General features: G+C 73.8%; 2 protein-coding genes. One reads left to right on the forward strand and one right to left on the reverse strand.

Translation table 11 applies throughout. The features are described from left to right. Positions 1-369 precede the first annotated feature (369 nt). The gene (gene glnII / locus NBX02_RS16265) at positions 370-1,431 is read left to right on the forward strand and encodes a glutamine synthetase GlnII (protein WP_250281824.1); all 1,062 of its coding nucleotides are present in this window, start codon (positions 370-372) and stop codon (positions 1,429-1,431) included. A 161-nt stretch (positions 1,432-1,592) separates the two neighbouring features. Here glnII and NBX02_RS16270 read toward each other — a convergent pair. Beyond that, positions 1,593-4,049, reverse strand: a 2,457-nt coding sequence (locus NBX02_RS16270) for a bifunctional [glutamine synthetase] adenylyltransferase/[glutamine synthetase]-adenylyl-L-tyrosine phosphorylase (protein WP_250292053.1), incomplete at its 5' end; no start/stop codon positions are given.

Raw genomic sequence — 4,049 nt, forward strand, 5'->3', positions numbered from 1 at the left:
GGGACATCCCGCGCGCCTACCCCGCCCGGCCGGTAATTCGGCCGGCCCGCCGCGGGCGGCCGCCACGGCCGGGCCGCCCGGCGGTGGCGGCGGGGAACAAACACGACCGGAACACCGGCGGCGGGACGTTGGCATGGCCGTTCCGTCGCCGGCCGCCCGGGGGGCGAAAACGGCTCCGGAACACCCGGGAAAACACATTGACCGGAAATACATGATTGATCGGGAATTTACCGTGCCGGAACGGCACGGAAACCGTGCCCGGCGAAGATCCGGACGGACCCTCCTGGCACCCGCGGCCCGGGTCGAAACAATCCGCAGGTGCGCGACGAGAAACTCCGCTACGTGCCATGCCAACCACGGGGAGTACGAGTGAGTTACCAGGCCGAGTACATCTGGATCGACGGCACCAGGCCGGAGCCCCTGATGCGGAGCAAAACCCGCATCATTGCCGACGGTAAGGAACCGGACATCTGGGGCTTCGACGGCTCGAGCACGAACCAGGCGCCGGGATCCAACTCGGACTGCGTCCTGCGGCCCGTGTTCACCTGTCCGGATCCCCTGCGCGGCGGGAAAAACGTCCTGGTGCTGTGCGAGGTCGAACTGACCGATTTCACCCCGCACCCGACCAACACCCGCGCGTTCTGCCGCCAGGCCTACGAGAAGTACGCCGACCAGCAGCCGATGTTCGGTATCGAACAGGAATACACCTTTTTCCAGCAGGGCCGGCCGTTGGGCTGGCCCGAGGTGGGCTATCCGGCCCCCCAGGGCCCCTACTACTGCGGTGTCGGCGGCGAGAAGATGGTCGGCCGGGCGATTGTCGAGAAGCACACGCAGGCGTGCCTCGACGCGGGCCTCGCCATCGAGGGCACCAACGCGGAGGTCATGATGGCCCAGTGGGAGTTCCAGATCGGGGTACTCCCGCCGCCTGCCATCGGCGACCATATATGGGTCGGCCGCTGGCTGCTGCACCGGATCGCCGAGGATTTCGACGTCACCGTGTCGTTCGCGGCGAAACCGATTCCCGGCGACTGGAACGGCGCTGGCGCGCACACCAACTTCTCCACCAGGGCCACCATGGAAAGCTGGGACGCCATCGTCACTGTGTGTGAGGCACTGGGCACCCGCGTCCTGGAGCACGTGAAGAACTACGGGGACGGGATCGAGCAGCGGCTGACCGGTCAGCACGAGACCGCCCCGTACGACAGGTTCTCCTGGGGCGCTTCCGACCGCGGCGCGTCGGTCCGCATCCCGTGGGCGGTGGAGAAGGCCAAGAAGGGCTGGATCGAGGACCGCCGGCCCAACGCCAACATGGACCCCTACCTGGTCACCGGCCTGATCGTCGACACCTGCTGCAGCGCGCTGGCGGGCACCAGGCCCAGCCTGGCCATCCCCGGCCAGAAGGAGCCGGCGGACGCGGTCCTCACCGTCTGAGCCGCCACGGCAGACCCACAGCCACGGCAAGTCCCACAGCGGCTCCCATTGCGGGCCCGCTGTGGGCTCACGGGCTCCCCACGGCGGCCCCTGGCGGCCGGCGGCCCCTGGCGGCCCGCGCGCTGGCCAGCTCCGCGGCAGCCGTGGCAGAACCGCGACGGCTACCCGTCCGCTCCGGCCGGGTAGCCGTTGTCCAGTTCGCGGGCGAACACCGCCTCCACCACCGCGCGGGCGTGCGCGCCACCGCGCCGGTAGTCGCCCACCAGCGTCTCGGCCCTGTCCGCCGGACAGCCGAGCGCGCCGGCGACCTGGGCCAGCGCCCGCGGCTGGCGGGGCAGTACGTCACCGGGACGCCCCCGGACCAGCATGATCGCGTTACGGATACGGGACGCCATGGTCCACGCCTGCGTGAGCGCGGCCGCCTCGGCCGGGTCGAGCAGCCCGGCCGCGGCCGCCGCGCGCAGCCCCGCGAGCGTGGACGTCGTGCGCAGCGCGGGCACCCGGTGGGCGTGCCGCAGCTGCAGCACCTGCACGGCCCACTCCACGTCGGCGAGACCGCCCGGCCCGAGCTTGAGGTGCAGGGTGTGGTCCACGCCGGCGGGGATACGCTCCGCCTCCATCCGGCCGCGTAACCGGACGAGCTCGGCGACCACGCCGGGCCGCAGGGCCGGTGGATAACGGATTCCGTCCACCCACGCGCAGAACCGGGCACCGAGGGCGGTATCCCCCGCGACCGGGCGCGCCCGCAGCAGCGCCTGTGCCTCCCAGCCCTGCGACCAGCGGTTGAAGTACGCGGAGTAGCTGGCGAGGGTGCGGGTCATCGCCCCGGCCCGTCCCTCCGGGCGCAGCTGCGCGTCCAGGACGAGCGGCGGGTCGGTGCCGGCCGGCAGGGCCAGCAGCCGTCGCAGCTCGGCCACCACCGACCCCGCCGCGGCGGAAATCTCACTTTCCGTAAGCGAACCACTGCCGCTGTCGTCCGTCGGCTCGTGGACGAACACGACGTCCGCGTCGCTGCCGTAGGACAGCTCCTCGCCGCCGAGCCGGCCCATCGCGATCACCGCGATCCGGGCCGGGAGCGGCCGGCCGGTCTCCTGCTCGAAGCGGCGCTGCGCGACGAACAGGGCCGCCTCGATCGTCGCGGCGGCGGCGTCCGAGAGGGCCTGGCCCACCGCGGCGACGTCGAGCAGCCCGAGCAGGTCCGCGCAGGCCACCCGGACCAGCTCGACCCGGCGTACCGCGCGGGCCCGTCCGACCGCCTGCTCCCGGGCCGGGTTGCGGCGGGCGATCGCGATCAGCGCCCGGACGAGCTGCTCACGGCCGCTGGGCCGCAGGTCGTCGATGGTGCGCAGCAGCCGCACCGACTCCGGGGCGTGCTGCATCAGGTCAGCGACGTAGGTGCTCGCCGCCAGCAGGCGGGCGAGCCGTTCGGCCGCGCCGCCCTCGTCCCGCAGCAGCCGCAGGTACCAGGGGGTGTGCCCGAGCGCCTCGCTGACCCGGCGGTAGGCGAGCAGGCCGGCGTCGGGGTCGGCGGCGTCGGCGAACCAGTGCAGCATCGCCGGCAGCAGGCGGCGCTGGATCGTCGCGGTCCGGCTGACACCGCTGGTCAGCGCCTCGATGTGACGCAGCGCGCGGCCCGTGTCGGCGAAGCCCAGGGCGGCCAGCCGGTCGCGGGCCTCCGCCGGCGTCAGCCGGACCTCCTCCGCGGACAGCCTGGCCACCGCCTCCAGCAGCGGCTGGTAGAACAGCCGCTCGTGCAGCCGGCGGACGAACCGGGCGACCCGGGCGTGCTCGGCCTCCATCCGCTTGGCGGTGGCGAACCCGAGGGAACGGGCCAGCCAGCGCAGCTCGGCCGGGTCCCGGGGCAGGGTGTGCACCCGGAGCAGGCGCTGGAGCTGGAGGCGGTGCTCGGTGCCGCGCAGGAAGCGGTACGCGTCGGCGAGGCCGGCGGCGTCCCGGCGTCCCACATAGCCGCCGCGGGCGAGCGCGTCAAGCGCGGACAGCGTCGAGACGGCACGCAGCGCCGGGTCGGTCCGGCCATGCACCAGCTGGAGCAGCTGGACGGCGAACTCGACGTCGCGCAGCCCGCCGGGGCCGAGCTTGAGGTCACGGTCGGCCTCCGCCCTGGGCAGGGAGCGTTCCACCCGGCGGCGCATCGCGCGCACGTCGGCGACGAAACCGGGCCGGGACGCCGCCGACCAGACCAGCGGCCGCACCGCGGCGCACAGCCGCTCCCCCACCGCCCGGTCGCCGGCGACCGGGCGGGCCTTCAGCAGCGCCTGGAACTCCCAGGTCCGCGCCCAGCGCCGGTAGTAGGCGTCGTGGCTGGCCAGGGTCCGCACCAGCGGGCCGTCGCGCCCCTCCGGCCGCAGCGCCACGTCGACCTGGAACAGCGCTCCCTCGCTGGTGACCGTCCCGCAGGCCCGGACCATGCCCACCGCCAGGGAGGTCGCCGTGCCCAGCGCGGCGGTCCGCGCGGCGCTGGTGGTGGCCGGCCGGTCGTCGGCGCCGGGCTCGGCCACGAACAGCACGTCGACGTCGCTGACGTAGTTCAGCTCCCGGCCGCCGCACTTGCCCATGCCGACGACCGCCAGGCGCACCGGCGGCGCCGACGGCGACAG

The sequence above is a fragment of the Protofrankia sp. CiP1_Cm_nod1 genome, from assembly GCF_920888515.1.
In the GTDB taxonomy this organism is placed as follows: domain Bacteria; phylum Actinomycetota; class Actinomycetes; order Frankiales; family Frankiaceae; genus Protofrankia.